Annotated in this window: 23 protein-coding genes; 13 read left to right on the top strand and 10 right to left on the bottom strand. The window is 60.7% G+C overall.

What is annotated here, in order from left to right; all coding sequences use genetic code 11:
* Positions 1 to 3: 3 nt before the first annotated feature.
* Positions 4 to 2163, bottom strand: a complete 2160-nt coding sequence (purL, locus tag MUY21_RS11620) for a phosphoribosylformylglycinamidine synthase subunit PurL (RefSeq protein ID WP_248410537.1) — start codon at positions 2161 to 2163, stop codon at positions 4 to 6.
* A gap of 449 nt (positions 2164 to 2612) precedes the next feature.
* A complete protein-coding gene (locus tag MUY21_RS11625; protein WP_248410538.1) occupies positions 2613 to 3506 on the bottom strand; it encodes a LysR family transcriptional regulator in 894 nt (297 codons plus the stop codon).
* A 167-nt stretch (positions 3507 to 3673) separates the two neighbouring features.
* On the opposite strand from MUY21_RS11625, the gene MUY21_RS11630 reads away from it, so the two are divergent.
* The 11 genes from MUY21_RS11630 (at position 3674) to MUY21_RS11680 (ending at position 14987) form a co-directional block, all read left to right on the top strand.
* On the top strand, positions 3674 to 7093 hold the full coding sequence (locus MUY21_RS11630) for an indolepyruvate ferredoxin oxidoreductase family protein (protein ID WP_248410539.1): 3420 nt from the start codon (positions 3674 to 3676) through the stop codon (positions 7091 to 7093).
* A 124-nt stretch (positions 7094 to 7217) separates the two neighbouring features.
* Positions 7218 to 8030 (top strand): glutamate racemase, encoded by an 813-nt coding sequence (gene murI, locus MUY21_RS11635; protein ID WP_248410540.1) that lies wholly within the window; start codon positions 7218 to 7220, stop codon positions 8028 to 8030.
* A gap of 55 nt (positions 8031 to 8085) precedes the next feature.
* Positions 8086 to 9114 carry an N-acetyl-gamma-glutamyl-phosphate reductase gene (gene argC, locus MUY21_RS11640; protein ID WP_248410541.1) on the top strand — a complete coding sequence of 343 codons (1029 nt, stop codon included), beginning with the start codon at positions 8086 to 8088 and terminating at the stop codon, positions 9112 to 9114.
* A 30-nt stretch (positions 9115 to 9144) separates the two neighbouring features.
* On the top strand, positions 9145 to 9588 hold the full coding sequence (ccmE, locus tag MUY21_RS11645) for a cytochrome c maturation protein CcmE (RefSeq protein ID WP_191285908.1): 444 nt from the start codon (positions 9145 to 9147) through the stop codon (positions 9586 to 9588).
* 66 nt (positions 9589 to 9654) lie between these two features.
* A complete protein-coding gene (locus MUY21_RS11650; RefSeq protein ID WP_248410542.1) occupies positions 9655 to 10266 on the top strand; it encodes a holin-associated N-acetylmuramidase in 612 nt (203 codons plus the stop codon).
* The gene (locus tag MUY21_RS11655; RefSeq protein ID WP_248410543.1) at positions 10257 to 10826 is read left to right on the top strand and encodes a holin family protein; all 570 of its coding nucleotides are present in this window, start codon (positions 10257 to 10259) and stop codon (positions 10824 to 10826) included. The genes MUY21_RS11650 and MUY21_RS11655 overlap by 10 nt, the downstream gene beginning before the upstream one ends.
* Positions 10816 to 11010, top strand: a complete 195-nt coding sequence (locus MUY21_RS11660; protein WP_191285461.1) for a hypothetical protein — start codon at positions 10816 to 10818, stop codon at positions 11008 to 11010. Before MUY21_RS11655 ends, MUY21_RS11660 begins: the two co-directional genes overlap by 11 nt.
* Positions 11011 to 11140: 130 nt before the next feature.
* Positions 11141 to 11566, top strand: a complete 426-nt coding sequence (locus MUY21_RS11665) for a hypothetical protein (RefSeq protein ID WP_191285462.1) — start codon at positions 11141 to 11143, stop codon at positions 11564 to 11566.
* 91 nt (positions 11567 to 11657) lie between these two features.
* A complete protein-coding gene (locus MUY21_RS11670) occupies positions 11658 to 13628 on the top strand; it encodes a heme lyase CcmF/NrfE family subunit (RefSeq protein ID WP_248410544.1) in 1971 nt (656 codons plus the stop codon).
* Positions 13625 to 14089, top strand: coding sequence for a cytochrome c-type biogenesis protein (locus tag MUY21_RS11675; protein WP_248410545.1), 465 nt, complete (start codon positions 13625 to 13627; stop codon positions 14087 to 14089). The genes MUY21_RS11670 and MUY21_RS11675 overlap by 4 nt, the downstream gene beginning before the upstream one ends.
* A 121-nt stretch (positions 14090 to 14210) precedes the next feature.
* A complete protein-coding gene (locus tag MUY21_RS11680; RefSeq protein WP_248410546.1) occupies positions 14211 to 14987 on the top strand; it encodes an enoyl-CoA hydratase-related protein in 777 nt (258 codons plus the stop codon).
* Between the two features lie 203 nt (positions 14988 to 15190).
* Here MUY21_RS11680 and MUY21_RS11685 read toward each other — a convergent pair whose 3' ends face one another.
* From MUY21_RS11685 to gltX, 3 genes are all read right to left on the bottom strand, one after another.
* Positions 15191 to 15565, bottom strand: a complete 375-nt coding sequence (locus tag MUY21_RS11685; protein ID WP_248410547.1) for a GFA family protein — start codon at positions 15563 to 15565, stop codon at positions 15191 to 15193.
* Between the two features lie 102 nt (positions 15566 to 15667).
* Positions 15668 to 16963 (bottom strand): citrate synthase, encoded by a 1296-nt coding sequence (gene gltA / locus MUY21_RS11690; RefSeq protein ID WP_248410548.1) that lies wholly within the window; start codon positions 16961 to 16963, stop codon positions 15668 to 15670.
* 69 nt (positions 16964 to 17032) lie between these two features.
* A complete protein-coding gene (gltX, locus tag MUY21_RS11695; RefSeq protein WP_248410549.1) occupies positions 17033 to 18436 on the bottom strand; it encodes a glutamate--tRNA ligase in 1404 nt (467 codons plus the stop codon).
* 153 nt (positions 18437 to 18589) lie between these two features.
* On the opposite strand from gltX, the gene MUY21_RS11700 reads away from it, so the two are divergent.
* Both MUY21_RS11700 and MUY21_RS11705 read left to right on the top strand, forming a co-directional pair.
* Positions 18590 to 20644, top strand: coding sequence for a ComEC/Rec2 family competence protein (locus tag MUY21_RS11700; protein ID WP_248410550.1), 2055 nt, complete (start codon positions 18590 to 18592; stop codon positions 20642 to 20644).
* 60 nt (positions 20645 to 20704) lie between these two features.
* Complete coding sequence (locus tag MUY21_RS11705; RefSeq protein ID WP_248410551.1) at positions 20705 to 21667, top strand: LysR family transcriptional regulator; 963 nt, start codon at positions 20705 to 20707, stop codon at positions 21665 to 21667.
* Positions 21668 to 21683: 16 nt separating this feature from the next.
* Here MUY21_RS11705 and MUY21_RS11710 read toward each other — a convergent pair whose 3' ends face one another.
* From MUY21_RS11710 to MUY21_RS11730, 5 genes are all read right to left on the bottom strand, one after another.
* Positions 21684 to 22904 carry an aminotransferase class I/II-fold pyridoxal phosphate-dependent enzyme gene (locus MUY21_RS11710; protein ID WP_248410552.1) on the bottom strand — a complete coding sequence of 407 codons (1221 nt, stop codon included), beginning with the start codon at positions 22902 to 22904 and terminating at the stop codon, positions 21684 to 21686.
* Positions 22905 to 23076: 172 nt separating this feature from the next.
* Positions 23077 to 24456 (bottom strand): glutamine synthetase family protein, encoded by a 1380-nt coding sequence (locus MUY21_RS11715; protein ID WP_248410553.1) that lies wholly within the window; start codon positions 24454 to 24456, stop codon positions 23077 to 23079.
* Entirely contained in the window at positions 24456 to 25136 is a 681-nt protein-coding gene (locus MUY21_RS11720) for a type 1 glutamine amidotransferase (protein ID WP_248410554.1), read from the bottom strand. Before MUY21_RS11720 ends, MUY21_RS11715 begins: the two co-directional genes overlap by 1 nt.
* An 89-nt stretch (positions 25137 to 25225) precedes the next feature.
* Positions 25226 to 26032, bottom strand: coding sequence for an ABC transporter permease subunit (locus tag MUY21_RS11725; protein ID WP_248410555.1), 807 nt, complete (start codon positions 26030 to 26032; stop codon positions 25226 to 25228).
* Entirely contained in the window at positions 26029 to 26913 is an 885-nt protein-coding gene (locus tag MUY21_RS11730; protein WP_248410556.1) for an ABC transporter permease subunit, read from the bottom strand. Before MUY21_RS11730 ends, MUY21_RS11725 begins: the two co-directional genes overlap by 4 nt.
* Between the last annotated feature and the right edge of the window lie 7 nt (positions 26914 to 26920).

Raw genomic sequence — 26920 nt, forward strand, 5'->3', positions numbered from 1 at the left:
GGATCAACGATGCGCCTGATCGAACCCGGTCCGGAAGATCTCTGCCAGTTCGTCCAGCGGGGCTTCCGAGCCGCCCATCTTGACCGTATCGCCGTGAAAGCGCCCAACGGACGCAATGGGAATGCCCAGCTTGCCGGCCTCGATCATCAGGGCCTCGGCCTGGTCGAAATTGCAGGCGACCAGATAGCGCGCCTGATCCTCGCCAAACAGGGTGGGGGTGTCGTTGATGTCCAGTGTCACGCCGACGCCGCCGGCTTCCGCCATTTCGAATGCCGCCAGCGCAAGGCCGCCATCGGACAGGTCCGCACAGGCTTTGATCAAGTCGCGGTTGGAACGGATGAAATCGCCGTGCGTTTTCTCAGCCGCAAGGTCGACATGCGGCGCGTCACCGTCTTCGCGGTTGAACACTTCGGCCAACAGGGCGGATTGACCCAGATGTCCGGTGGTTTCACCGATCACCATGGCCACATGGCCGTCGCGGGCCACACCGTCGATCATGTCATCAAGGTTTTGCAGCAGTCCGACGGCACCAATCGTTGGGGTCGGAAGGATGCCTTGCCCGTCGGTTTCATTGTAGAGCGACACATTGCCCGACACGATGGGCATATCCAGCGCGGCAACGGCTTCGCCAATGCCTTTGATGGCCTCCACGAACTGGCCCATGATCTCGGGCTTTTCGGGGTTCCCGAAATTCAGGTTGTCGGTGGTGGCCAGCGGCTTGGCCCCGACTGCGGTCAGGTTGCGATAGGCTTCGGCCACCGCCTGCTTGCCGCCCTCAAACGGATTGGCCTTCACATAGCGCGGTGTCACGTCGGACGTGAAGGCGATGGCTTTGTCGGTGCCGTGCACGCGCACGATCCCCGCGCCCAGGCCGGGTGCACGCACCGTGTCGGCCATGACCATGTGGTCATATTGTTCATAGACCCATTGCTTCGCCGCGTAGTTGGGCGACCCGATCAGGGCGCGCAACCCGTCGATCGGATCAATCTCGGGCACATCGGACAGGGCGTCCGGGGCAGGGGTTTCGACCCAGGGACGGTCATATTCCGGCGCGCGGCCTGACAGGGGCGACAGCGGCAGATCAGCCTTTATTTCGCCATTGTGCATGATCAGAAAGCGATCCTCGGGCAGGGTTTCACCGACGATTGCGAAGTCAAGATCCCACTTTTCGAACACGGCGCGGGCCTCGGCCTCTTTTTCAGGCTTCAGCACCATGAGCATCCGTTCCTGGCTTTCGGACAGCATCATCTCATACGCGGTCATGTTCTCTTCGCGTTGCGGCACGTCTTCAAGGTTCAGCTTGATGCCAAGCCCGCCCTTGTCGCCCATCTCGACCGCCGAACAGGTCAGGCCCGCCGCGCCCATATCCTGGATCGAGATCACGGCGCCGGTTTGCATCAACTCAAGCGTGGCCTCCATCAGGCGTTTTTCGGTGAAGGGATCGCCGACCTGCACCGTTGGGCGCTTGTCTTCGATGGTGTCGTCAAACTCGGCCGAGGCCATCGTGGCCCCACCAACGCCATCGCGGCCCGTCTTGGCCCCAAGATAAACAACGGGCATCCCGACGCCGGACGCGGCGGAGTAGAAAATCTTGTCGGTATCCGCCAAACCCGCCGCAAAGGCGTTTACAAGGCAGTTGCCATTATAGGCCGGGTGAAAGCGCACTTCGCCGCCCACATTGGGGACACCGAAACAGTTGCCATAGCCGCCGATGCCTTCGACCACACCGTTCACGAGTTGTTTGGTTTTGGGGTGATCGACCTCACCGAATGACAGCGAGTTCATCGCGGCAATCGGACGTGCGCCCATGGTGAACACATCGCGCAGGATGCCGCCCACGCCGGTGGCCGCGCCCTGATAGGGTTCGATGTAAGAGGGGTGGTTGTGGCTTTCCATCTTGAAGACCACAGCCTGACCGTCTCCAATATCCACGATGCCCGCGTTTTCGCCGGGGCCGCAAATGACCTGCGGGCCGTCGGTGGGCAGGGTGCGCAACCATTTCTTGGAAGATTTGTACGAGCAATGCTCGTTCCACATCGCGGAAAAGATGCCCAATTCGGTGAATGTCGGCTCGCGTCCGATGATTTCGAGAAGAAGGTCATATTCATCGGGCTTCAGCCCGTGCGCTGCAATCAGGTCCGCGGTGATCTTCGGCTCGGTCATGCCCGTTTCCCCCTAAGGCTATGGTTGGCGCCTTTTAGGCGATGCGTGCGTGATGGGAAAGAGCAAAGGCGCGGGCGTGCGTAAAGCCAGAAGGGGCGTTTGCAAAAAAAAGGCCGGGCAAAGCCCGGCCAAGTCCAACAGGGAGGTAAAAGCCGACTAGAGCGATGCTCAACCATCGGCTTTGAACAAGAATTAGGGTTCCCGAACGGGCGGATCAAGGAAATTTGCTGCATTGCAGCTATGCGGATACTGCATGGCTTGGCGGGAAAATCGGGACGCAATCCCGAATAAGTAGAGTCGAGGGGCGATATTCCCTGACTTTAGAGCAGGTTAGGCGCCGCCTTATGTCGACGGTGGTATACAATGCTGCGCAGGCCGGAAATCCAAGTGTTGCGGAAAAGCACCATGATGCATGGGTTCACGAAAGGTTTTGCATATGTGGAGTGCGATCAGTCCTGCCGGCTCTTGCGGTGTTCGATCAGTTCTTCAACGACAAAGTCGCGGAAGGCCTCGATCCGTTTCGAGGCGCGCAGTTCTTCGGGATAGGCAAGATAGACAGGGATATCTGTGCTTTCGACATCTGGAAGCACGCGCTGAATCTCGGGGATGTCCTGGGTGACGTAATCCGGCAGCATTCCGATCCCCAGATTGTGCAGAACGGCCTGAAGCACCCCGAAATAGTTGTTGACCGTCAGCAGTGATTTCACGTCATAGGTCAGCAACTCGCGCGCCAGATCAGCCCCCGCGCGAACCTGCGCGGACGAGGTGTTTTGGCAAATCAACCGGTGTTCGGACAGGTCGTCCAGCTTTTCCGGGGTTCCGTTTTCCGCCAGATAGGCCGGGGTCGCATAAAGCCGCATATGCACGTCCATCAGGCGTTTGCGGATCAGGTCGGCCTGGCTGGGTTCTTTCATCCTGATCGCGACATCGGCTTCGCGCATCGGCAGGTCAAGCACATGCTCTTCCAGCATCAGGTCGATTTTCAGGTCCGGATATTTCTCGTAAAGTTTCGGCAGGCGCGGTGCCAGCCACAGTGACCCGAAGGCGGTGGTGGTCGTCACGCGCAGTTCTCCGAACACCTCTTCCTTGCTGTCACGGATGCGCGCCACGGCGGCTTCGATCCGCTGGTTGATCGAGCGCGAGGCGTCAAACAGCAACTCGCCCTGCTCGGTCAGAATCAGTCCGCGGGCATGGCGGTGAAAAAGGGTGGCGTTCAGGCTTTCCTCAAGCGCGCGGATCTGGCGGGACACCGCCGATTGCGACAGGTGCAACGCATCGCCTGCATGAGTCAGAGAGCCAGCATCCGCCACGGCGTGAAATATTCTGAGCTTGTCCCAATCCATGGCGAAAGAACCGATATCTGTTAGCGGATAAACCTTGCACAGTGTTATCATCAGAAATGTAATGATTTCCAGCACGGATTGTGATGCGAAATGAATTGATAGGTCATAAACTTTGACCTATAATTTCCCCAATCCAGTTATCACCGTAACGTATTGGGAGGTGCGTCATGGGCAAGCCAGACATCACTCTGAACGACCGATTTGACCTGAGCAAGAAGCACGTTCTTTTGAACGGCACGCAAGCCCTTGTGCGCCTGATGCTGATGCAAAAGGAACGCGACCGTGCTGCGGGGCTGAACACGGCTGGTTATGTCACCGGCTATCGCGGCTCGCCTCTGGGGGCGGTCGACCTGTGGATGGGACGGTCGAAAAAGATCCTTGAGCCCAATGACATCAAGTTTCATCCCGGCCTGAACGAAGATCTGGCGGCCACCGCGCTGTGGGGCAGTCAGCAGGCCGAACTGCGCGGCGAGGGCGCATATGACGGCGTGTTTGGCCTGTGGTATGGCAAGGGGCCGGGCGTGGACCGCACCGGCGACGTGATGCGCCATGCCAACATGGCGGGCACCAGCGCGCATGGCGGTGTGCTGATGGCGATGGGCGATGACCACACGGGCGAAAGCTCGACCGTGTTGCACCAGTCAGACTGGGCGATGGTCGATGCCTATATCCCAGTGCTCAGCCCGGCGGGTGTGCAGGAAATTCTGGACTACGGCATTTATGGCTATGGCCTCAGCCGGTTTGCCGGAGTCTGGGCCGGTCTGAAGGTGATGAAAGACACGGTCGAGGCGACGTCGGTCGTCGATGGCGATCCGAACCGGATGCAGCTTGTCACCCCCGAGTTCGACATGCCGGACGGTGGGCTGAACATCCGCCTTGGCGACCAGCCCGTGCCGCAAGAGGCGCGCATGATCGACTATAAACGGTTCGCCGCCGAGGCTTATGCCCGCGCCAACCGGATCGACCAGCGCAAATGGGGCAAGCCGGGCGCGAAAATCGGGTTCGTGGCAGCAGGCAAAAACTGGCTGGACCTTGTGCACGCGATGGGCCTTCTGGGCATCGACGAGGCCGAGGCCGAGCGGCTGGGCCTGACCACCTACAAGGTCGGGCAAACCTTCCCTCTGGACATGGACAGCTTCCATGAATGGGCCGAGGGGCTGGACCTGATCGTGGTCGTGGAAGAAAAGCGCAAGCTGATGGAGGTGCAGATCAAGGAAGCGATCTTTGATGATCGTGACGGTCGGCGTGTCTATGGCTGGCACAAGGGGGACACTTGGGAAAACGGTCGTCGGCTGGAGCTGTTCCCCACCCGGTACGCGCTGGATCCGATCATGATTGCCGAGAAGATCGGCGACATTCTGATCGAAGAGGGGCGTGGCACCGAATCCGTCAAGGCGGGGCTTGCCATGCTGGCCGAGGCGAAAGGCGCCGACAACGCGCCGAACCTTGCCGCGCGCCTGCCGTTCTTCTGCTCGGGCTGTCCGCATAACACCTCGACCAAGCTGCCGGACGGTTCGCGCGCCTATGCCGGGATTGGCTGCCATTACATGGTGCAGTGGATGGACCGCGACACGGTCGGCTTCACCCAGATGGGAGGCGAGGGCGCGAACTGGATCGGCGAAGCGCCGTTTTCAAAAACCAAGCATGTGTTCCAGAACCTCGGTGACGGAACCTATAACCACTCGGGCAATCTGGCGATCCGGGCGGCATTGGCCTCCGATGCCAACATCACCTACAAGATCCTTTACAATGACGCCGTCGCCATGACCGGCGGGCAGGCCAACGAAGGCGATCTGGATGCCCCGCGCATCGCCCGCGAAGTGCAGGCGATGGGCGTGAAGCACATCTTTCTTGTCTATGACGACAAAGAGGACATGGACCTTTCGGCTTTCACAAAAGGCTTGTCGCACCATACCCGTGACGAGTTGCTGGAAGTCGAAAAGAAATGCCGCGAAATCGAGGGTGTATCGGTCATTCTTTACGTCCAGACCTGCGCCGCCGAGAAGCGTCGGCGCCGCAAGCGGGGGCAGTATCCCGACCCAGACAAGCGCGTGTTCATCAACACCGATATCTGTGAAGGCTGTGGCGATTGCGGTGTGCAATCCAACTGCGTGTCCATTGTGCCGGTCGAAACCGAACTGGGCCGCAAGCGCGCCATCGACCAGTCAAGCTGCAACAAGGATTACAGCTGTGTAAACGGTTTCTGCCCCAGCTTTGTGACCGTTGAAGGGGCCAAGCTGAAGAAGGCCGCCACGGCCGAGGTTGACCTGCCGGATATGCCCGCACCCGCATTGCCCGTGATCGACGGCACCTTCAACACCGTGATCACCGGCGTCGGAGGCACCGGCGTCGTGACCATCGGCGCCATCATGGCGCAGGCGGCCCATATCGACGGCAAGGGCGTCGGCATGATGGAGATGGCGGGTCTTGCCCAGAAGGGCGGGGCTGTCACAGTTCATTTGCGCCTTGCCAACGCACCGGAAGACATCTCGGCCATTCGTGTGGCTACTGGGGAATGCGATGCGTTGATCGGGTGTGATCTGGTGGTCTCGGCGTCCCATACCACGTTGGGCCTGACCAAGACCGGGCGCACCGGCGCGGTGGTGGATAACCATGAAACAGTGACGGGCGAGTTCACCCGCAACACCGATTTCGCCATCCCCGGTGACCGTTTGCAACTGTCGCTGGCGGCGCGTCTGCGCGACCGTGTGTCGATGTTCGACGCGACCGAACTGGCGCGGGTGCTGATGGGGGATAACATCTTCTCGAACATGATGGTTCTGGGGGCAAGCTGGCAGGCGGGCATCGTGCCGTTGACCCATGACGCGCTGATGTATGCGATCGAGTTGAACGGCCAGGCCATCGAGCGCAACAAGCGCGCATTCGAATTGGGGCGCTGGGCGGTCCTTTACCCCGATGAAGCGGGCAAGATGGTCGTGGGCGAGGTGGTCGAGAAACCCAAATCGCTCGCCGAACAGATTGACTACCGTGCCGATCACCTGATCACCTATCAGAACAAGCGGCTCGCCAAACGCTATCGCGCCTTCGTCGATCAGATGCCCGAGGCGCTGAAAGAGCCGGTGGCAAAAAGCTATCACAAGCTGTTGGCATACAAGGACGAATACGAAGTGGCGCGGATGCTGTGCGAGACTCGCGCCAAGGCCGAGGCCGAGTTTGATGGCGATCTGAAGCTGACCTATCACCTCGCGCCGCCGATCCTGAGTGGTGAAGACCCGAACGGGCGACCGAAGAAGCGTGGATTTGGCGCGTGGTTTGAAACCGCGGCACCCTGGCTGGCCCGGATGAAGTTTCTGCGTGGTACGCCGTTTGATCCGTTCGGACGGGCCGCCGAGCGGCGCACCGAACGCGCGTTGATCGCCCAGTATGAGGCGGATATTAAAACCGTCCTGGCAGGTCTGACCGACGACAATCTGGCCATTGCGCAGGAGCTGGCTGCCTTGCCCCTGTCGATCCGCGGTTTTGGCCCGGTGAAAGAGGCCAATGTCGAGAAAGCCGCCGCCCGTCGCGCCGAGCTGCTGGCGCAGTTTGGTGGCGGCGCGGCACCGATGGCCCACGCGGCGGAGTGAGCCGGATCTGCCGCTGCGACGCCGCAATTCAGCGGATAATCGTCGCAGCGGCCAATCGGTGATGGATTTCCGCCACAAACGGACCTATGGCTTGCACCAGACAACACGGACAGGACCATAGAACATGGCAGTTGGGGTATTCGATTCAGGACTTGGTGGGTTGACGGTGCTGGACGCCGTGGCAAAACGCCTGCCGGATGTGGATTTCGTCTATTACGCGGACAGCGCCCATGCGCCCTATGGCGTGCGCGATGCCGATGACATTTACCAGTTGACCACGACGGCCGTTCAAGCCCTGTGGGATCAGGGATGCGATTTGGTCATCCTGGCGTGTAACACGGCCTCGGCCGCCGCCCTTCGCCGGATGCAGGAAAGCTGGGTGCCGGGCGACAAGCGTGTGCTGGGCGTGTTCGTGCCGCTGATCGAGGCGCTGACCGAACGGGATTGGGGCGACAACTCGCCCCCGCGTGAAGTGGCGGTAAAGCATGTGGCACTCTTCGCCACGCCGGCCACCGTGTCGAGCCGGGCGTTCCAGCGGGAACTGGCCTTTCGTGCCATCGGTGTGGACGTCGAGGCGCAAGCCTGTGGCGGTGTGGTCGATGCGATCGAAGAAGGCGACATGATTTTGGCCGAGGCGCTGGTGCGCAGCCACGTGGATGCCTTGAAGCGTAAAATGCCCAAGCCCGAAGCGGCCATTCTGGGCTGCACCCATTATCCCCTGATGGCCGAGGTGTTTCAAAGCGCGCTGGGCGAGGATGTGCGGGTTTACAGTCAGGCCAATCTGGTTGCCGACAGCCTGGCCCATTATCTGGACCGCCACCCTGACATGCGCGGGGCGGGCACGGGATCAAAATTCCTGACCACGGGTGACCCGCAGCGTGTGTCCAACAGCGCGACCCAGTTTCTGCGACGAAAGATCACGTTTGACGCGGCCTGATTGAAGCGGCCTGACAAAAACACTACATCTTTCGACGAACCCGCAGGAGGTCTGAATGACCCACAAAATCGCTATTCTTGGCGCGTCCGGTTATACCGGCGCTGAGCTTGTCCGGCTGATCGCCACCCATCCGACGATGGAGATCGTCGCCCTGTCTGCCGATCGCAAGGCTGGCATGGATATGGCGGAAGTCTATCCGCATCTGCGCCACCTCGACCTGCCCAAGCTGGTGACGATGGATAAGATCGACTTTGCCAATGTCGATCTGGCCTTCGCCGCCCTGCCACATGGGTTGAGCCAGGCTCTGGTGCGCGATTTGCCTGACAGTGTGAAGGTCGTCGATCTGGGCGCCGATTTCCGGCTGCGCGACCCGGCAGAATATGAGAAGTGGTATGGTGCCCCCCATGTGGCGACCGAATTGCAGAAGACCGCCGTCTATGGCCTGACCGAGTTCTATCGCGACGATATCCGCACGGCACGGCTGGTGGCGGGTACGGGCTGCAACGCGGCGACGGTGCAATATGCGCTGCGCCCTCTGATCTCGGCCGGGTTGATCGACCTTGACCGGATCATATGCGACCTGAAAAACGGTATCTCGGGGGCCGGGCGGTCGTTGAAGGAAAACATGCTGTTTGCCGAACGCGCGACCGATGTGCAGGGCTATGCACAAGGTGGAAAACACCGGCATCTGGGCGAGTTCGACCAGGAATTCTTGAAGCTGGCGGGGCGCCCCGTGCAGATCATGTTCACTCCGCATCTGGTGCCGGTGAACCGTGGCATTCTGGCCGATTGCTATGTGGAGGGGGATGCGGATAAAATTCATGCAGCCCTGTTTGAGCAATATCAAGACGAGCCGTTCGTGACCGTGCTACCGAAAGGCCAACTGCCGGGTATGGGGCATGTGACGGGGTCGAACCAATGCCATCTTGGCGTGGTCGGCGACCGGGTGCCGGGGCGTGCTCTGGTCGTGTCTGCGCTGGACAACCTGTGCAAGGGATCGTCCGGTCAGGCGATGCAGAACGCCAACCTGATGCTGGGCGAGGATGAAACGACCGGGCTGCTGCTGCCGCCGGTCTTTCCGTAAGGATTTGAAAAGGAGCCACTTATGGCTGGTTTGAAAAGTCTGAAGAAAACACGACGGATCCAGATCATCGTTCTGGCCTTCGTCGCGCTTGCGATTTCGACCGGGTTGATCGGATATGCACTGAAGGACGGGATCAACTATTACCGGTCCCCGACCGAGGTGCTGGCCGAACCACCCAGCGAGAACGAGGTGTTTCGCATGGGCGGTTTGGTTGCCGATGGCACCCTGACGCGCGGTCAGGGGGAAACGATCACCTTTTCCGTGACCGATGGTGCAGCGGTCGTGCCCGTTGCCTATAGCGGGGTGTTGCCGGACCTGTTTGGCGAAAACCAGGGCATGATCGGAACCGGAACTTATGTGGACGGCACGTTCCAAGCCACGGAAATTCTTGCCAAACACGACGAGGACTACATGCCGAAAGAGGTTCTGGACAGCCTCAAGGAAAGCGGCGTGTATGTCGAGCCGACCTCTTGATTTGAGGTTTCTTAACGCTTCTTAACCAGCCTGTGCCCCGTATTCCTTATGCGGGGTCAGGTCTGGATGAAAAGCGTTGAACAGATAGCAACCGAAATTGTTGCTCGCGAAGGCGGGTATGTGAACGACCCGGACGATCCGGGCGGCGCGACCAAATATGGCGTGACCATTCACACCATGCGCAGGCTAGGTCTGGATCTGGACCAGGACGGGCGCATCACGGCGGGCGATGTCAGGCGGCTGACCCGCGAGCAGGCCCGCGACATTTTTCTGAGACATTATTTTCGCAAGCCCAGACTGGACAACCTTCCGACGCCGTTGCAAGCCTCGGTTTTCGATATGTATGTGAATGCCGGCAGCAATGCGGTGCGCCTGCTGCAAGAGCTGTTTCGCAAGATGGGATACGAGCTGTCGGTGGACGGGGTGCTTGGCCCGCAGACGTTGGGCATTGCCCGCGACGCGATCCGCCGTGCCCCCGACCATCTGGTCGATGCTTATGGAATCGAACGGCGCAACTACTACTACCGGCTGGCGGACCGCCGACCGGCCTCGCGAAAATATGCCCGCCGCCGGAATGGCGGAAAGGGCGGGTGGATCACCCGCGCCGAGGAATTTCTGTCGGCCAGATATCACCTCTCTGACAAGGAACACCGTGAAAGGACCGCCGCATGGGGCTGATTGGGAATGTCTTTACGCTTTTGTTCGGGCGCGGGGGAAACATCCTGCGCGACACGGCAGAAGTGTTTCGTGAAAACACCGAAGCTGCGGCGATCCGCGACAATGATCTGCAACAAGCCGCGATCGAGGCGTTTCGGGCCGAGTTCCTGGCGACACATGGCGGGCGCTTCAATCGTTTCATGGATGGTATAAATCGGGTGCCGCGGCCCGCCCTGGCGCTGTCGACACTGGCCCTCTTTGTCGCCGCGATGATCAACCCCGACTGGTTTGCCGCGCGAATGCAGGGCATTTCGGTCGTGCCCGAGCCGTTGTGGTGGTTGATGGGGGTGGTGGTCAGCTTCTATTTCGGAGCGCGCTATCAGGTCAAAGGACAGGAGTTTCAGCGCGCGATTGCCGCAACGCTCATGCGTGATCTGGGCGCGCATCCGACGCGGCCGGTTTTCAAGCCTGCGTTGCCCGAGGCAGACGGCACGATCCACCGGCATCGCGACATGGCGGGCGTTGACACCACGGACAACGCTGCACTGGCCGACTGGCACGAGGTGTCGCGTGGCCAATGACATGCTGTTGAACCTGGTCGCTGAGCACGGACCATGGGTGCTGCTGGTGTTTTACCTTCTTTACCGCGACTTGCAGAAAGATCAGGCGACACGCGCGGTTCTGGACAAGAACTCCTCGATCCTGATCGAGATTACCACGATCATTCGCGAGCGCCTGCCAGCCGCCGGGGGGCGGGGCGGATGAGGGGGGTACTCTGGCAACTCAGATGCCGGTTGTGGTCCATCCTGGTGGGGTCACGGTTTCAACGGTCAATTGAACAAAACGAACACGCAGCGGCCGAACTGGACGCCGTTGTGCGAGAGGTCTTGCAGAAATGAAACAGGCATTCGGTTTGATGATGGGATTGGCTGTGGTGTTGCAGCTTGGCTATCTGCTGGCAGGCTATGATGCGATGTATCAGATCGGATATGGCGCGATCACCCTAATGGGGCTGATGATTTCGCTGACATTCCTGTGGCTTTACGTGCAGCGCGCAACGCCATTGGCGCTGGGCATGGCCTATAGCTGGTCCGGCGCCAGTCTGGTGCTGGGATGGTGGTGGATCTTTGCCCTGACTGGCGAACCGGCGATCATGTCGCAGAACGGCGCGCATTTCGTGCCGCTGGCCCTGTATCTGTCCGGCGCGCTTCTGCATTTCAGCGTCATCCATCGCTCGTTCGGCTGCCATGGCACCACCTTCCTATGGCCGGTGCTGGCGGCGGTGATCGCCTCGACGATGATTTTTCTGGCTGTATCGTGACCACAATGGCGTGACCTGACGCCGCAGAGGGCTAGGCCCCACCCGCGACTCCGTTTATGATCGCCACCATAATTACGGAATGGTCGCGAACATGATAACGGAACTTGGACATTTTGCGCTGATCCTGGCGCTGGGCGTGGCGGTCGTGCAGATGATCGTGCCGCTGGTTGGGGCACATAAGGGCTGGCGGGGTTGGATGGATCTGGCTGTGCCGGCAGCAACGATCCAGTTTCTGCTGGTGCTGGCGTCCTTCCTGGCGCTGACCTATGCGTTCGTCACTTCGGACTTCTCGGTGCAACTGGTCACGCTGAACTCGCATTCGGCCAAGCCGATGCTGTACAAAGTGTCGGGCGTGTGGGGCAACCACGAGGGCTCGATGCTGCTGTGGGTGCTGATCGTGTCGCTGTTTGGCGCGATGGCTGCATGGTTCGGAGGCAACCTGCCGCAACGGCTGAAAGCCCGCGTGCTGGCGGTGCAAAGCTCGATCGCGGTGGCGTTTCTGGGCTTTGTCCTGTTCACCTCGAACCCGTTCATCCGCATCGCGCAGCCGCCGTTTGATGGGCGCGACCTGAACCCGCTTCTGCAAGACCCCGGTTTGGCCTTTCACCCGCCCTTCCTGTATCTGGGCTATGTGGGGCTTTCGATGGCATTTTCCTTCGCAGTTGCCGCCCTGATCGAAGGCCGGATTGATGCAGCCTGGGGCCGCTGGGTGCGGCCCTGGACGCTGGCGGCCTGGATCTTCCTGACCATCGGGATCGCGCTGGGCAGTTGGTGGGCGTATTACGAGCTGGGCTGGGGCGGGTTCTGGTTCTGGGATCCGGTGGAAAACGCGTCCTTCATGCCATGGCTTTTTGCCGCCGCGCTTTTGCATTCGGCGATCGTGGTGGAAAAGCGTGAAAGCCTGAAAAGCTGGACGATCCTTCTGGCGATCCTGGCGTTCGGCTTCTCGCTGATCGGCACGTTCATCGTGCGCTCTGGGGTCATCACGTCGGTCCATGCCTTTGCCACCGACCCCGAACGCGGCGTCTTCATCCTGATGATCCTGGCGGTCTTTACAGGGGGCGCGCTGACCCTGTTTGCCGCCCGCGCCAGCTCGATGGAAGCGCGCGGCGTGTTCGGATTTGTCAGCCGCGAAAGCGCGTTGGTGGCCAACAACATCCTGCTGGCGGTGTCCTCCTTCGTGGTGTTTGTCGGCACGATCTGGCCGCTGATCGGCGAGATTTTCGGGCGCAAGATTTCCGTCGGCGCCCCGTTTTTCGAGGCGGCCTTCACCCCCTTCATGGTGGTGCTGGCGCTGATCCTGCCGGTGGGCGCGATGCTGCCATGGAAACGCGCCAAGTTGGGCCGCGTGATCAAGCAGCTTGCACCCGCCTTTTCCCTTGCGGTGGCGGTTGGCGCACTGGTCTGGGCAATGCAAACGGGCAAGACCGCCCTTGGCCCGATTGGTATGTTCCTGGGCACCTGGCTGGTGGCCGGGGCCGTGGTGGATATCGCCAGCCGCACCGGGCGTGGTTCGGTGTCGAACCGGTTGTCGCGGCTGACGCGTTTGCCGCGATCCGACTGGGGCAAGTTGGCCGCCCATGCGGGCTTCGGCATCACCGTCATGGGCATCTCGGGCCTGATGGCCTGGAGCATTGAGGACATTCGCGTGGCCGAGGTCGGTCAAACCTTCACCGTCGCTAATTACGAGGTTACGCTGATGGATGTGACACAAGAGCAGGGGCCGAACTATATGTCCACAATGGCCGAGATTCGCGTGGTGAGTGACGGCGGTGCGACCACGACGCTTTACCCCGAAAAGCGTGTCTATCCGGTGCAGGCCATGCCGACCACCGAGGCCGCGATTGCCAACGGCTTCTGGCGCGACATCTATGTCGTGATCGGGGATCCGCAGCAAGGTGGCGCCTGGGCCGTGCGGACCTTCATCAAACCCTTCGCGAACTGGATCTGGGCCGGCACCATCATCATGTCGCTGGGCGGGTTGCTCAGCCTGACGGACCGTCGCTTCCGCGTGGCTGCTGGGGCAGGGAAGTCGCGCATGCAGGGGGTACCCGCAGAATGAGAAAGACAATTCTAACCGCGCTTCTGTCGCTGGCGTTGGTCGCCAGCCCGGCGATGGCGGTCAATCCTGATGAAGTGCTCAGCGATCCGGAGCTTGAACAGCGCGCGCGCGACATTTCGGCGAACCTCAGATGTGTGGTGTGCCGGGGCGAGAATATCGACGAAAGCAACGCTGCGATTGCGCGTGACCTGCGCCTTTTGGTGCGCGAACGTCTGGTGGATGGGGATAGCAATGAAGAGGTCGTGGATTTCATCGTCGAACGCTATGGTGAATATGTTCTGATGAAACCCAACACAAGCGGTGCGAACGTGATCCTGTGGGCGGCTGGCCCTGCGCTGTTTCTGATCGCGCTGATATCAGGTGCGCTGTATCTGCGCCGCCGGTCGCAGGCCCGGGAAGGGGCTGTGGCCCTGTCTTCGGACGAAGAGGCGCGATTGAAAGAACTTTTGAAAGACAGCTAGGCAAATCTGTTCCGGCGCTTGACCCGGTTTCAACACACTGTTTTTCACTGGCGTGACGGGGCGTCCATCTTTACCTGACCGTATGGTCGGGTAAGCTACCCGAAATTTGCGGGAGGACCGAATGAACTATGAAACGATCACGCTGGACGTTACCGACGATCTGGCAGTGCTGACCCTGAACCGCGCCGACGTGATGAACGCCCTGAACACGCAGATGCGGGCCGAAATAACCCACGCGGTGAAAGAGGCGGGTCAAACCGCGCGGGCGCTGGTCATCACCGGCGCCGGGCGGGCGTTTTGTTCGGGCCAGGATCTGGGCGACCGGGCCAATGCCGCCCATGTCGATCTGGAACGCACCTTGCGCGATGAATATGAACCGCTGCTTCAGGCAATCTATACCTGCCCCATTCCCACCATCTCGGCGGTCAACGGCGCAGCGGCTGGGGCCGGGGCGAACATCGCGTTGGCGGCGGATGTGGTCATTGCTGCGCAAAGCGCGTTTTTCATGCAAGCCTTTTCCCGCATCGGCCTGATCCCCGATGCTGGCGGCACCTATTGGATGCCGCGTCAGATGGGGTTTGCCAAAGCGATGGGGGCGGCGCTCTTTGCGGAAAAGATGTCCGCGCGCGACGCAGCTGATTTGGGGCTGATCTGGGAATGCGTCGCGGATGACGATTTTGCCGACACCTGGCGCAAACGGGCCGAGCAACTGGCGAAAGGGCCGACCCTGTCCTATCGCAACATCAAGAAAGCCCTGCGCGCCTCGATGAGCAACACGCTGGACGAGCAACTGGCGCTGGAGGCGAAGTTGCAGGGAGAATGCGGAAACTCGCGTGATTTCAAGGAAGGCGTGCTGGCGTTCCTTGAGAAACGCAGCCCGAAATACGAAGGTCGGTAAACGCTCTTCACGGCTGCGGTAATTCCGCCCTCCACGTCCCATCACCAACGACGCACTGTCTCGGGTATCGGCGCGTAAGTGTTTGACATCGCAATCGGTAATACACGCTTAGTTGCTGCCCCGAGCAACCAGTGCGCAGACACTGCCGCGGCTTGAAAAAAAGGCCTGAAGTTTCACAGATGCATCCCTTGACGGTGGGGGGATCAGCCGTGGTCCCAGGATTGCCGCCCGCTCTCGAACACATCTTCGCCGCGTTGATACAAGGACGGATCATCCAGTGCGCCTGCGTATATGGCAATGCTGTCGGGCATTCGTGTTGTGGCCTTGAGCAGGGGTGATCCGCAGTCCCGGCAGAATATGAATTCCAGCATCGAGCCGGAATCAGCCCTCTGACGATAGGTTTTGGTCGGCCCCTTGGTCATCAGCCTGTTGCGATCCACAATCAACTGCGGGGCGTGACCTGCCCCTGTGACGTGCTGGCAATCACGGCAGTAGCATTGAAAGGTGAACCGGATTTCGCCGGTATAGTCGAACTGACACGCGCCGCACAGACATTTTCCCGAGATATACTGAGACATGCCAACCCCCCTTCGGGAAACAGACTAGCCCGTCGCTCTGCCTGAGCCAGCAAAACAAAAAAAGCCGCCTGGTTTCGGCGGCTTTTCTCTGGTTATCTGGTCTTAGCGTTTTGCGACGTCAACATAATCGCGCATGGTTTCCCCCAGATACAACTGGCGCGGACGGCCGATTTTCTGACCCGGATCGCCCAGCATTTCCTTCCACTGCGAAATCCAGCCGACAGTGCGAGACAAGGCGAAGATCGGGGTGAACATCGAGGTGGGGAAGCCCATGGCTTCAAGAATGATGCCCGAATAGAAATCGACATTCGGATACAGCTTCTTCTCGACGAAATAGGGATCTTCCAGCGCGATGCGCTCCAGCTCCTTGGCGACCTTCAGGGTTTCGTTGTTTTCGATGCCCAGCAGGCCCAGCACTTCGTCGGCGCTTTCCTTCATGACCTTGGCGCGCGGGTCGAAGTTCTTGTAGACGCGGTGCCCGAACCCCATCAGGCGGAACGGATCGTCCTTGTCCTTGGCGCGGTCAATATATTCAGGAATCTTGTCAACAGTGCCGATTTCACGCAGCATTTCAAGGCAGGCCTGATTGGCGCCGCCATGGGCCGGGCCCCACAGGCAGGCGATACCGGCTGCGATACAGGCGAACGGATTGGCACCCGATGATCCTGCCAGACGCACCGTCGAGGTCGAGGCGTTCTGTTCGTGATCGGCATGCAGTGTAAAGATACGGTCCATCGCTTTCGACAGGATCGGGCTGACCTCGTATTCCTCGCACGGCACGGCAAAGCACATGCGCAGGAAGTTCGAGGCATAGTCCAGATCGTTCTTCGGATACACGAAAGGCTGACCGATCGAGTATTTGTAGGCCATGGCGCAGATGGTCGGCAGCTTGGCGATCATGCGGATCGCCGCCACTTCGCGCTGCCAGGGGTCATTCACATCGGTCGAGTCGTGATAGAATGCAGACATCGCCCCAACCACGCCGGTGATGATGGCCATCGGGTGCGCGTCGCGGCGGAAACCCGAGAAGAATTTGTTCATCTGCTCGTGCACCATCGTGTGATTGGTGACGCGGCTTTCAAAATCGGTCAGTTCAGTTGCAGTTGGCAGCTCACCATAGAGAAGCAGATAACACACTTCGAGGTAATGCGATTTCTCGGCCAACTGGTCGATGGGATAGCCGCGATACAGCAGCTCGCCCTTGTCGCCGTCGATGAAGGTGATGGTCGAATCGCAGCTGGCGGTCGAGGTGAAGCCAGGATCGTAGGTGAACACGTCGCCTTTTGCATAAAGCTTGCGGATGTCGATCACGTCAGGCCCTGCCGTGGGCGAATAGATCGGTAGCTCAAGCTCTTTGTCACCAAAAGTGAGCTTCGCTGTTCCGGTTGGTTTGGCCATTTTGTATATCCCTTCGTGTTCGTATCCTGTCGCGCCGATCCCGGACGGATCGGTCGCGGTTTGTCTATTCTATGCGCTTGCGTCCTTCAGGCGGGCAACGGTTTCGTCACGTCCAAGCACAAGCATCATGTCGAAAACGCTGGGGGTTACGGCGCGGCCGGCAAGAGCTGCCCTTAGAGGCGCAGCCAGTTTGCCAAATTTTGTCCCGTGCGCTTCGGCCAACCCGTTCAGGATCCCTTCCAGCGTGTCGCGATCCCAGCTAGCATTTTGCAGCTGCGGCGTCAATTCTTTCAGTATACCACGGGATACTTCATCAAGGGATTTCGCGGATTTTTCGTCCGGTTCGATGGGGCGGCTGGTGGTTGCAAATGCTGCCTTTTCAAGAAGTTGCGGGAATGTCTTCGCCCCTGTCTTCAGAACGGGCATGGCATCGGATAAAAGTTGACGTTGCTGCGACTGCAAAGGGTTTTGCCCGGTTGCGGCCAGAAAGGCGTCCAACTCGGCCAGCACCTCGTCATCGTCCATCACTGCCAGGTGTTGCCCCGATAGGTTGTCGAGCTTCTTGAAGTCGAACCGCGCGGGGCTTTTGCCAATTCCCTTCAGGTCGAACCACGCCAGCGCCTGTTCGTCGGTGAAGAACTCATCATTCCCGTGGCTCCACCCAAGACGCGCCAGATAGTTGCGCATCGCGCGGGCGGGATAGCCCATGGCCTGATATTCCTCGACCCCCAGCGCGCCGTGGCGTTTCGACAGTTTCTTGCCATCAGGGCCGTGGATCAGCGGGATATGCGCCCAGACCGGCACGTCCCAGCCCATCGCCTCGTAAACAAGCTGCTGACGCGCGGCGTTGTTCAGGTGGTCGTCACCCCGGATCGCGTGGGTCACGCCCATGTCGTGATCGTCAACGACCACGGCCAGCATATAGGTGGGCGTGCCGTCAGATCGCAGGCAGATCATATCGTCCAGCTGGTCATTGCGGATCGTCACGTCGCCCTGCACCTGATCGCGGATCACGGTCACGCCCTCGCGTGGGGCCTTCAGGCGCACGACGTAAGGCGCATCCGGGTGGGTCGCCGGGTCGGCATCGCGCCACGGGCTTTGATACAGCGTCGATTTGCCTTCGGCGCGGGCCGTGTCGCGAAAGGTCTGGATCTCGTCCTGCGTTGCGAAACATTTATAGGCATGACCGTTTGCCAGCATCTGATGCGCCACTTCGGCGTGACGGTCGGCACGGTCGAACTGGCTGATCACGTCACCGTCATGGTCCAGCCCCAGCCAGTCCAGACCTTTCAGGATCGCCTCGGTTGCCTCAGGCGTTGACCGGGCGCGATCGGTATCCTCGATCCTCAGCAGGAATTTCCCGCCACGACCACGGGCATACAGCCAGTTGAACAGCGCGGTGCGCGCGCCCCCGATATGCAGATAACCGGTGGGCGAGGGGGCGAAGCGGGTGACGATCTGATCGGTGCTCATGGGACGTTAACCTTTTGGAAACCATACGGGCGTTACTCAGGTCTCAACACGCGCGGCGCGCATTGACACCCCGAACGGGCTGATTATGCGGTCAAACCGCAGGCCCGTGCGTGTCCCGACAGGCTTTACGCAAAAGGGAGGCTGTGAACAAGGGTGCTGGTCCAAACCTTCCTGACCCGTATCGAAGAAGAACGCGGTCGTCTGCTGCACTGGGCACCGTTGTTTCTGGGAACGGGCATTGGCCTGTATTTCGGCGTGAGCCGCGAACCGACGATGACCGTCTATGCGGGTTTGGTACTCGCGATCCTTGCTTGCCTGACGATTGCAAGGCTCTGGCCCTGGGGAATCGGACCGGTGGCAATCGGTGTGGCACTGGTCGCAACCGGGGTCTGTCTGGCCGGGGCGCGGGCGCATCTGGTGGGCCAGCCCGTGCTTGGGTTTCGGTATTACGGCCCGGTCGAGGGGCGGATCGTCAAGATCGACCGCTCGCAATCCGACGCGGTGCGCCTGACACTGGATCAGGTGCGGCTGGATGATGTGGGTCCGCGCAACCGCGCCACCACTGTGCGCGTGTCGCTGCATGGCGATCAACGCTTTCTTGCGCCCGCCATCGGTCAGCGTATCGCGCTGACCGCGCATCTTTCCGGCCCAAACGGTGCGGTCGAACCGGGGGGCTTCGATTTCCAACGCATGGCGTGGTTTCGCGGCATCGGCGCGGTGGGATACACCCGCGTGCCTGCCCTGTTGCTGGCCCCGCCCGAACCGGGGTTCGCCCTTGCGGTCGGGCGGATGCGACAGGCCATCGGAGCCTGGGTGCAACGGGTTCTGCCGGGCGAAACCGGCGCCTTTGCCGCCGCCATCACCACCGGCGACCGATCTGCGATGAGCCGCGACACGATCGACGCGCTCAGGGCCTCAAACCTTGCCCACCTTCTTGCGATTTCTGGGCTGCATATGGGGCTTCTGACAGGCTTCATCTTTCAGGCCATGCGCATGGGGCTAAGCCTTTGGCAAAGTGTCGCCCTTCGCTATCCCATCAAAAAACTGGCGGCTTGCGCAGCCATTCTCTCGGGCGCATTCTATCTGGCGCTGTCAGGCGGCAATATCGCAACAGAACGCGCCTTTATCATGGTTGCGACCATGTTCGTCGCCATCCTGTTCGATCGCCGCGCGCTATCTTTGCGCGCGGTCGCCATGGCGGCGGTGATTGTCTTGACCCTGCATCCCGAGGCGTTGGTCGAGCCGGGGTTCCAGATGTCCTTTGCCGCGACCACGGCGCTGGTTGCGGTGTTCGGCTGGTTGCGCGACAGGACGCGCAATGACGGCGCATGGCGCGCGCCGAAATGGGCACGGCCGGTTCTGGCGGTCGTCATCTCATCCTTCGTGGCGGGGCTGGCGACCGCACCCATCGGGGCTGCGCATTTCAACCAGATCAGCCATTATGGCCTGGCAGCGAACCTGCTGTCCGTGCCGGTCATGGGGGCTCTGATCATGCCGCTGGCGGTGCTGGCAGCGGTGTTGTCCCCGATCGGGCTGGGCTGGCTGCCCTTGAAGCTGATGGGGCCAGCGATTGACTGGATCATCGGGGTGGCGCGCGTGGTGTCGTCGCTGGACGGCGCAACCGGTCAGGTGCCCGCCCCACCTGATATGGTGCTGCCGCTGGTGGCGATTGGCGGCATCTTCGCAACGCTTCTCAGGGCGCACGCCCGTTGGCTGGCACTGGGGCCGTTTGTTCTGGCGGGGCTGATGTGGATGCAGGTCACGCGCCCCCCGGTTCTGATCAGCGCCACGGGCGGGCTGGTCGGTGTGATGACGACCGAGGGCCGCGCCCTGTCCAAACCGCGCGGCGAAGGTTTTGCCGCGCTGTCATGGCTGGAAAATGACGGCGACCCGGCAGATCAGGAAACCGCGTTCGCGCGTGCGGGCTTCACCGGCGCCAAGGGCCGGATGCGGGCCGAGGTTTCGGGTGCCACGCTGATCCATCTGACTGGGCGCGGGGCAGGGGATCGATTGGCCGATGCCTGTGCGGCGGCGGATCTGGTGGTGTTGTCGGGCAAGCGGACCACGCCCCGGCCCCCCGGCTGCACCGTTCTGGACCGCGCGACGCTGTCTGATACGGGGGCGGTGGCGCTATGGCCGGACGCGGCGGGTGGCTTTCGCCTCAAGACCGCGCGCGCCCAGGCAGGTGACCGGTTATGGACCCGCTGAGGTCAAGCCTGTTGCCCGCCGCGCCCAAAGTCCCTAGCTTTCCCGACAAAGGAGTGGGGAATGGTCGAAACAACCGGGCGCATCACCCTGTGGGGGGTCGAGGTCTTCGTCGCCGCCGCCGATGAACGCTCGATCTCGGTCGCGGCGCGCAGGCTGGGGGCGAGCCCGTCCTCGGTCAGTCAGCAACTGACCAATCTCGAAGCGGCACTTGGTGCAACCTTGCTGGACCGGTCGGCCCGTCCGATGGATCTGACCCCCGCCGGGGCGCTGTTTTTGAAGCGCGCGCAAGCCATCCTGAACGAAGCCGAACAGGCGCGCGCCGAACTGGCGCTGGGGGCGATGTCGCAACTGTCCCGCCTGCGTCTGGGGATGATCGAAGATTTCGACGCCGATGTGACGCCGCGCCTTCTGTCCGAGCTTGCTGGCGACATGCCCTCCACGCGGTTTCTATTGGAAACGGGCGCGTCACACCGGCTGCATGACCAGTTGGACGCCCGCGCGCTGGACGTGATCATCGCCGCCGACACCGGGGCGTCGGCGGATTGGATGGAGGTGCATGCATTGATGGAAGAGCCGTTCGTCGCTGCCGTGCCAAAGGGCGTCAGCGGCGCAGACGACCCCGCCCAAACCCTGCGGGATCTGCCGTTGGTTCAATACACCGCACGCCATCACATGGGGCGGGTGATTTCGGATCATCTGGCACGTCAGAACATCCACCTGAACAACCGGTTCGAACTGGACAGTTACCACGCGATCATGGCGATGGTGGCGGCAGGCGCGGGTTGGACGATCATTACGCCACTGGGCTATTTCCATGCGCAGCGGTTCCGCGCCCGGACCGCGCTGATGAAGCTGCCCTTCGCCCCGATCAGCCGCCGCATCAACCTGACCGCCCGCGAGGGGGTGTTGGGCAAGCTGCCCCAGGACATGGCAGATCGGGCGCGCAGGATCCTGACCGAGATGGTCGTGGATCCCGCCGCGACGTCCTATCCGTGGCTTTGCGACAAGCTGGTTGTGATGTAGCGTTCGCGCGCGTGGTTCAGGCAGCGTTGGTCCCTGCCGACGGCGCTTTGACATCCGCCACCGCCGCAACCAGTGCATCGGCGATGAAGTCCAGATCCGGCTTTTGCAGGCGAACGGGCAGGCGCGTGTCACAGGCGCGCATCAGCATGTCGCGGGTCTGCGGCAGCGGCCCCTGATCGCCGATGAACTGCCAGTTCCAGAAAGCACGCGCGTTGTCGGTGCTCATCCCGAAGACCTGCACCGAGACGCCCCGTTGCTTTGCGGCGTCCTGAAAGGCGCGGGTGTCGTCGTCGCTCATGCCGACAAGGTTGAACTGGATCGAATCGGGTGCGCGGGTTTCAGGTGCCAGCGGGGCAGGCACGTCGATCCAAGGGCTTTTGTTCAGCTTTTCAGCCACATAATCATGGTTCCTCAACCCGTCCGTGACCCGCCGCTGTAATTCGCCCAGTTGCGGCCGGATCACCGCCGCCGACAGGTTCGACAGCCGCGTGTTGTAAAGCGGCAATTGGTTCTGCCAGCGCGCAAACGCATCTTGCAGCGTCGATGTGTTGTCGCCGCGCGGGCCTTTGTGCTTTTTCCAGTTGTGCTCATAGGCGCCCGACATGATCACGGCGCGGGCAATCACATCGGCATCGTCGGTGATCAGAATCCCGCCTTCACCCGCGTTCAGCATCTTGTAGGACTGAAACGAGAAACAGCCGATCTTGCCGATCGTCCCGATCTTGTGCCCGTGCCACAGGGTGCCCAGCGAATGGGCGGCGTCTTCGATCACCGGAACGCCGGCTGCATCGCACAGCGCCATGATCGCATCCATGTCAGACGTGTGTCCGCGCATGTGGCTGATGATCACGGCCTTCACGTCGCTTGTCAGCTTGGCGGCGAAATCATCCATGTCGATGCGGTAGTTGTCTTTGACCTCGACCAGCACCGGCTGGCAGTCCGCATGTACGACCGAGCTGGGCACGGCGGCGAAGGTGAAGGCGGGGATCAGCACCTTGGCGTCGCGCGGCAGATCCAGCGCCTTCAGCGACAGAAACAGCGCCGCTGAGCAACTGGCCACGGCCAACGCGTATTTCGCGCCTATCAACTCGGCAAATTCGGCTTCCAGCAGGCTGACCGGGGCATCTTCGGGCGCGGTGTAGCGAAACAGGTCGCCCGATTGCAACAGCCGGTCAATCTCGGCGCGGGCAGTTTCGGGGATGGGTTCGGCGTCATAGACGTTGGGGGCAAGGGTCAAAACCGGCTCCTGCTCATAGGGGCGAGAATCGGCGTGTTTCGATATGCCGAAACTCTTCTTCGGAGAATCCGTAAATGACCCGCCCCCAAAAAACCAGAGGAATGTTGTCAGACCGACGGCATGCACATCCTTCTGCCGACCACAGATCGACGAGAGGCCTGTGGGCGTTGTCCTAAACGTTCAGCAGCAGGTGCTCACGCTCCCACGGGCTGATGACTTGCAGGAACTCGTTGTATTCCGTGTGTTTCACAATGGAATAGACGCGCGCGAATTCCGGCCCCAGCACGTCGTGCAGGCTTTTGGCTTCGTCAAACAGTTCCAGCGCGTAGCCCAGATCGCGGGGAATATCCTCTTCGCCCTCATAAGCGTCACCGCGATACTGGGGGGTCGGGCGCTTTTCTTCCATTAGGCCGAGGTAACCCGCAGCCAAGCTGGCCGCGATCCCAAGGTAAGGGTTGCAATCCATGCCTGCGATGCGGTTTTCCACCCGCCGCGCCTTGGGTGACGACAGCGGCACGCGGATGCCCGTCGTGCGGTTGTCACGACCCCATTCCAGATTGATGGGGGCGGCGTTGTCTTTCACATAACGGCGATAGCTGTTCACGTAAGGCGCCAGCACCGCGACCGCGCTGGGCAGGTGGTTCTGCATTCCGGCGATGAAATGGAAGAACGCGTCCGTGTCGCCGCCTTGTGGGCCGGCAAAGATGTTTTCACCGGTCTTGCGGTCCAGCACCGAATGGTGAATGTGCATCGCCGATCCCGGTTCCTCGGCAATCGGTTTTGCCATGAAGGTGGCGAAACAATCATGGCGCAGGGCGGCTTCGCGGATCAGACGTTTGAAGTAAAACACCTCGTCCGCCAGCTTAATCGGTTCGCCGTGGATCAGGTTGATTTCCAACTGACCTGCACCGCCTTCCTGGGTGATGCCGTCAATCTCGAACCCCTGCGCTTCGGCGAAATCATAAATGTCGTCAATGACGGGGCCAAACTCATCGACAGCCGTCATTGAATAGGCCTGACGCGCCGCCGCCGGGCGGCCCGAGCGGCCCATCATCGGTTTGATCTTCTCAGCCGGGTCTATGTTGCGCGCGACCAGATAGAATTCCATTTCAGGCGCGACAATCGGTTCCCACCCTTGGGCGTGATACAAATCGACCACGCGCCGCAGCACGTTGCGCGGGCTGAAGGGGATCGGGTTTTGCTTGCGGTCAAACGCATCATGAATCACCTGTAGCGTCCAGTCGCCCGTCCAAGGGGCTGCGGTAGCGGTGGACATGTCCGGCACCAGCGTCATGTCACGTTCGATGAACCCTTCATCGCCCGCCGCTTCGCCCCAGTCCCCGGTGATGGTCTGGTAAAACACGCTGTCGGGCAGGTGGAAATAATCCTGTCGGGCGAATTTACCCGCTGGCACGGCCTTGCCGCGCGCGATGCCGGGCAGATCGGAAATGATGCATTCGACCTCGTCCAGCCGTTTGCCGTCAAGATAAGCCTGTGCCGCCTCGGGCAGGTTTTGCATCCACGCGTTGGGACCCGGGTTTGAACTGTCCATCACTTGTTCCCTTTGTTCAGGATTGCAGCCATCTGATTGGCGAAGGCTTCAGCGTCTGTGGCCTGTGTCAGCCCGTCCTGGGCGTCGGACAGAATGTCCTCGGATATATTGCCGCGCCCGCGATATTTGATCAAAGCGTCGATCATCTTGGTGGTAAACTCCGGATGAGGCTGGATCGTCATGATCCTGTCACCGATCATCAGCCCGGCATTCTCGCAGAAATCGTTCGAGGCAAACACCCGCGCCCCTTCGGGCAGCTCGGTCACCTGATCCTGATGCCATGCGTTCAGGGCGATCTTTTCACCGTTCATGTCATAGACCTGACGCCCCACCGCCCAGCCACCGTCGAATTTCTCGACCTTGCCGCCAAGGGCTTGCGCGATGATCTGATGGCCGAAGCATACACCGACCAGGGGCCGGTCCGCATCGCGGATCGCGCGGATCAGATCTTCCAGCGGTTCGATCCAATCGTGGTCTTCGTAAGCGCCGTGCTTGGAGCCGGTGATCAGCCAGCCATCCGCCGCCTCTGGACCATCAGGAAACTCGTTGTCCACCACGCTGTAGATCGTGAAGTCATAGCCATGCCCGTCCAGAAGCCGCGTGAACATCTGGCCATAGTCGCCCAGATCATCGCGCACCTCGTCAGGAGAGTGGCCGGTTTGAAGGATGCCGATCCGCATGAATCACCGAATTTGATCAAATTACGAGATGGACACTAAACGAGCCGCCAAGTCGGGGCAAGGGGGGAAATCGAAGGCCCGGCGCCCCGTCACCGCATGATGGTGCGCAGGAAGTTCGGGCGCCGGATGGCCGCTTGCGGCAAATGCCGGTTCAGGTGCTTTCCGATCTGGCCGAAAATCGTGATCACCACTAGGGTCAACAGGATGAAGAACCCGGCCAGAATGGGGTAGGGCACGAAGGGGTTGAACGTCTTGTCGGCAAAATAGCTGGCGTAATACAGCGCGTCGCCGCGTTGGCCCCAGACGGGAAAGCCCGAGAAAAAAACCAAGGCGGTGGCGTGAAACAGAAAGATCGCCTCGTTCGTATAGGCGGGCCAGGCAAGACGCAGCATCGACGGCCAGACGATCCGGGTGAACCGCGGGCGTCCCGTGATGCCATAGGCATCTGCCGCCTCAAGATCGCCCTTGGGGATGGATTGCAGCGCGCCATAGAAGATCTCGGCGGTGTAAGCGGTCGTGTTCAGGAACAAAACCAGCGTCGCCCCCAGCCACGCCGAGGTGAAGGGGGCAAAGAACGGCATATTCTGTTTCAGCACCACAAAGACCGCATAAGCAAAGAACATCTGAATAAACAGGGGCGAACCGCGAAAGACATAGATGAAGAACTCGGCCGGTTTGCGCAGCCATTTGTTCTGGCTGTTCTTCGCCAGTGCCATCCCGGTGGCCGCAAAGAACCCAAGCGCAATGGCAATCAGGCCGAAATAGATGTTCCAGATCATGCCCGACCCGATCAGCGTCACCTGTTCGCACAGGGTGAAATCAGAGCGCGGCAACAGCCGTTCGCCAATTCCGATGGAGCGCAGGGCGTAATCCTGGATGGTCTGAAGGCAACTCATTGGGCAGCCTTTCGTAGCGCTTCACCGGCGGCGGTAGCCTGTCCGTGGGACAATCGGCGGGTGATGCGCTTGAAGATGCGTTCGCTGACCGATGTCAGCATCAGGTAAAACACCAGCAGCCCAAAGAAATAGATCGCGTGCCAGTTGCCATGCGGATAATCCGAAAAGCGCGCCGTCTTGGTGCCGCCCAACTCGCGCGCCCAATAGACGATGTCTTCGACCCCCAGCAGGAACAGAAGTGGCGTGGCCTTCACAAGGATCATCCACAGGTTCGACAGGCCGGGCAGCGCATAGATCCACATTTGCGGCACAAGGATACGCCAGAAGGTCTGGCGCGTGGTCATGCCATAAGCCTCGGCGGTTTCAAGCTGGGCGCGGGGCACCGCCCGCATGGCGCCGTAAAGCACGTTGGCCGCAAACGCACCGAACACGATCGAAAAGGTCAGAACCGCCAGCGCAAACCCATAGGTCTCATGCACCCATTGCGGACTTGTGGACAGGGGCAGTTTGGCCTGCGCGCACACCACGAAGTCATTGCCCTGCCGGACCGGTTCCGACCAGTCCGGGCACTTGACCTTGTGGCGCAGATATTCAAACGCCTGATCCAGCGCGATGACGAAAAACATGAAAAAGGCGATGTCGGGTACACCGCGCACAATTGCCGTATAGGTTTTGCCCAGAAGGCTCAGCGGCAGGAACCGCGATCGCGCAGCGGATGCGCCGGCAAAGCCGAACAACAGCGCCACGGGCGCGGTGATCAGCAAAAGCACGATCACCGTCACGAAGGACAGGTAGAAGCCCATGTGCTTGCCTGTGGTCAGGTAGCAGCTCAGCCAGGTCAGGCCCTCAAGCGTGGACGGATCAGTGCAATAGGAAAACATCGCGATT

The organism is Aliiroseovarius sp. S2029, assembly GCF_023195575.1.
In the GTDB taxonomy this organism is placed as follows: domain Bacteria; phylum Pseudomonadota; class Alphaproteobacteria; order Rhodobacterales; family Rhodobacteraceae; genus Aliiroseovarius; species Aliiroseovarius zhejiangensis.

Bases quoted from the DNA above. Each gene is read 5' to 3' on its own strand.
- MUY21_RS11730 (WP_248410556.1), bottom strand. From the start codon at position 26,913: ATGTTTTCCTATTGCACTGATCCGTCCACGCTTGAGGGCCTGACCTGG.
- MUY21_RS11720 (WP_248410554.1), bottom strand. From the start codon at position 25,136: ATGCGGATCGGCATCCTTCAAACCGGCCACTCTCCTGACGAGGTGCGC.
- MUY21_RS11630 (WP_248410539.1), top strand. From the start codon at position 3,674: ATGGGCAAGCCAGACATCACTCTGAACGACCGATTTGACCTGAGCAAG.
- MUY21_RS11650 (WP_248410542.1), top strand. From the start codon at position 9,655: ATGAAAAGCGTTGAACAGATAGCAACCGAAATTGTTGCTCGCGAAGGC.
- MUY21_RS11715 (WP_248410553.1), bottom strand. From the start codon at position 24,456: ATGGACAGTTCAAACCCGGGTCCCAACGCGTGGATGCAAAACCTGCCC.
- MUY21_RS11705 (WP_248410551.1), top strand. From the start codon at position 20,705: ATGGTCGAAACAACCGGGCGCATCACCCTGTGGGGGGTCGAGGTCTTC.
- MUY21_RS11625 (WP_248410538.1), bottom strand. From the start codon at position 3,506: ATGGATTGGGACAAGCTCAGAATATTTCACGCCGTGGCGGATGCTGGC.
- MUY21_RS11665 (WP_191285462.1), top strand. From the start codon at position 11,141: ATGAAACAGGCATTCGGTTTGATGATGGGATTGGCTGTGGTGTTGCAG.
- MUY21_RS11675 (WP_248410545.1), top strand. From the start codon at position 13,625: ATGAGAAAGACAATTCTAACCGCGCTTCTGTCGCTGGCGTTGGTCGCC.
- murI (WP_248410540.1), top strand. From the start codon at position 7,218: ATGGCAGTTGGGGTATTCGATTCAGGACTTGGTGGGTTGACGGTGCTG.
- argC (WP_248410541.1), top strand. From the start codon at position 8,086: ATGACCCACAAAATCGCTATTCTTGGCGCGTCCGGTTATACCGGCGCT.
- MUY21_RS11655 (WP_248410543.1), top strand. From the start codon at position 10,257: ATGGGGCTGATTGGGAATGTCTTTACGCTTTTGTTCGGGCGCGGGGGA.
- MUY21_RS11725 (WP_248410555.1), bottom strand. From the start codon at position 26,032: ATGAGTTGCCTTCAGACCATCCAGGATTACGCCCTGCGCTCCATCGGA.
- MUY21_RS11670 (WP_248410544.1), top strand. From the start codon at position 11,658: ATGATAACGGAACTTGGACATTTTGCGCTGATCCTGGCGCTGGGCGTG.
- MUY21_RS11680 (WP_248410546.1), top strand. From the start codon at position 14,211: ATGAACTATGAAACGATCACGCTGGACGTTACCGACGATCTGGCAGTG.
- purL (WP_248410537.1), bottom strand. From the start codon at position 2,163: ATGACCGAGCCGAAGATCACCGCGGACCTGATTGCAGCGCACGGGCTG.
- gltA (WP_248410548.1), bottom strand. From the start codon at position 16,963: ATGGCCAAACCAACCGGAACAGCGAAGCTCACTTTTGGTGACAAAGAG.
- MUY21_RS11685 (WP_248410547.1), bottom strand. From the start codon at position 15,565: ATGTCTCAGTATATCTCGGGAAAATGTCTGTGCGGCGCGTGTCAGTTC.
- gltX (WP_248410549.1), bottom strand. From the start codon at position 18,436: ATGAGCACCGATCAGATCGTCACCCGCTTCGCCCCCTCGCCCACCGGT.